Origin of the sequence: Streptomyces sp. NPDC059003 (assembly GCF_042740445.1) — a bacterium.
Taxonomy (GTDB): Bacteria; Actinomycetota; Actinomycetes; order Streptomycetales; family Streptomycetaceae; genus Streptomyces.
Genome location: NZ_JBHYJH010000309.1, coordinates 1 through 1,941, shown reverse-complemented (window position 1 = coordinate 1,941; position 1,941 = coordinate 1). Strand labels below are relative to the sequence as shown.

The 1,941-nt window shown below is 65.5% G+C and carries 2 protein-coding genes; both read right to left on the bottom strand.

Annotated elements, in window-relative coordinates:
- Positions 1-224: 224 nt before the first annotated feature.
- Positions 225-1,166, bottom strand: coding sequence for a helix-turn-helix domain-containing protein (locus tag ACFWZ5_RS44145; protein WP_384892732.1), 942 nt, complete (start codon positions 1,164-1,166; stop codon positions 225-227).
- On the bottom strand, positions 1,097-1,941 hold an 845-nt coding region (locus ACFWZ5_RS44140; RefSeq protein ID WP_384892729.1), incomplete at its 5' end, for a transposase family protein. The genes ACFWZ5_RS44140 and ACFWZ5_RS44145, both read right to left, overlap by 70 nt.

Below are 1,941 nucleotides of genomic sequence, written 5' to 3'. Positions count from 1 at the left end.
GGTTTCGATGTCACTTCGATTTTAATAACGACACTTCAGCAGTGGTTCACTTGCGTTCGTCTTCCTGATCCCCACCTGACGCCTCACGGGCGCCTTTTCCACATCGCTCACCACGATCGCGTCACCGCTTTCGCGGCATGTGGCGGTTTGAAGCCTCCCCCCGCAGGGCGGCTCCGAAGGGCCAGACCTTCATGACTTGCACAGCATTGCTTCCAGAACTGTTCCTACATACGGTTCCTTTCGCATTCGTGGCACACGCGATTCTTGAAAATGGCTCTGGTCGAAATCTCGTGATGGTCACGATCGTAGGAGCACCCGGGTTCGGAGGAGTTGGAACGATCCGCGGCCGTACATCTGCCGCTTGATCGTCTTAAACGGTTGATCTGGCCTTCCACGACTCCGGAGCTGTAGGTGAGGGTCATCCCTGCGGTGACCGCGTCGAGGTCCTGGCCGAGGAATCCGGCGAAGCCGCGCATTGGGGCCGGAGACTCTTGTTCGGCCTGGCGAATCCAGTCGATCAGTAGTTGTCCGCGTTGGTTGCGGAAGAGGTCGGCGAAGTTGCGGGCCAGGTCACAGGCCCGGGTGATGTCCACGCAGGCGAGGCGGACTTGGAGGAGTTGCTCCTCCTGGAGGTCGGTGAGGGCCTCGCGGGGCCGCATGATCCAGCCGGTGATCTTGTGAGGGCTGGGGATGTCGGCGCGGACGGGTTCGGCGTTGCCGGCGCGCAGGGCGGCGAGGTGTTTGCGGACAACCTGACGGCTGCCGCGGTAGCCCCGTTCGCGGACTTCGAGGAACAGTCGACTGCCGCTGACCTCGCCCAGAGCGTCGGTGAACCGCTGGTTGATGTACGGCTTGAAGGGTTCCAGGACACCGGCCGGGCGCCGTATCTGAGCCGTCGCGAGGAGCTGGTCGAGATCGGTGTCGCGGAAGCGGCGGACGGTCCTGCGGTCCAGGTGCAGACGCCGGGCGATGGCGCTGATCGTCCAGCCTGCGTCCACGAGCCGGTGGATGTCCTCGTACCGATGGCGGGTGCGTTCGATGATCTGGGTGCGGGGCAGTTCGAGCGGCGGCAGTTCGATGAGCGGAGGCTGCGGTGCTATCGGGCCCGTCTCGGCATCGGCACGTTTGCGCAGGCAGGAACGGTGCTGGTGACAGGTCTTTTCCACGGCGGCGGCCAGATTCTGGAGCAAGTGTCAGCGATCGGCCACCTCGCGGGCGTGGGGTGCTGCCTCCTTGACCGCGCGTAACCGCTGTCCCGGTCCTGGCACACGATCTCGGTCCCGGGATGTGCCGTCAGCCAGGCCACGAGGGTCTTGCTGGTGCGGTCCGGCAGGACCTCGATCACGGTCGAGGACTCCACGTCGATGAGCACGGTCCCGTAGGTCCGCGACCGCCGGAAGGCGAAGTCGTCCACGCCGAGTACGCGCGGCGCCCGGTCCGGCACCGGCGGCGCGTGCAGCAGACCCAGCAGCCGTTCACGGCCGATCGGCATGGCGAAGACCCTGCACAGACGGGCACCCGGGCGGCCTCCCACGGCCAGCGCGACCGCCCGCCACCATCTCTTCACTCCCGGGCCCGCGCGGGCATACCTGGTGGTGAGGCCCTTGACTTGCTCGACGAACGTGCGTCGCCGGCACTCGGTGTTCTCACAGAAGAAGCGCCGCACCGTCAGCCGGATCACCGACCGGCGGCCGCCGGTCGGATACATGGAAAGCCGTCGTTCGTAGCGGCTGTGCACACGATGGGACAGGACCGAGCAGTCGGGACAGGCCAACTCCCCTACGACGCACCGAGCTTGCACTTCAACCAGCGCATTCGTCTCAGTGACGCCGTCCAGTACCAGTCCGACCACCTGCGGCAGCAGGAGCTGCCTGAGAACCGATAAGTCCCGCATGACCAGGGCATTCCCGCCCCGGCATGAGATCGCTACCGGCAGACGAT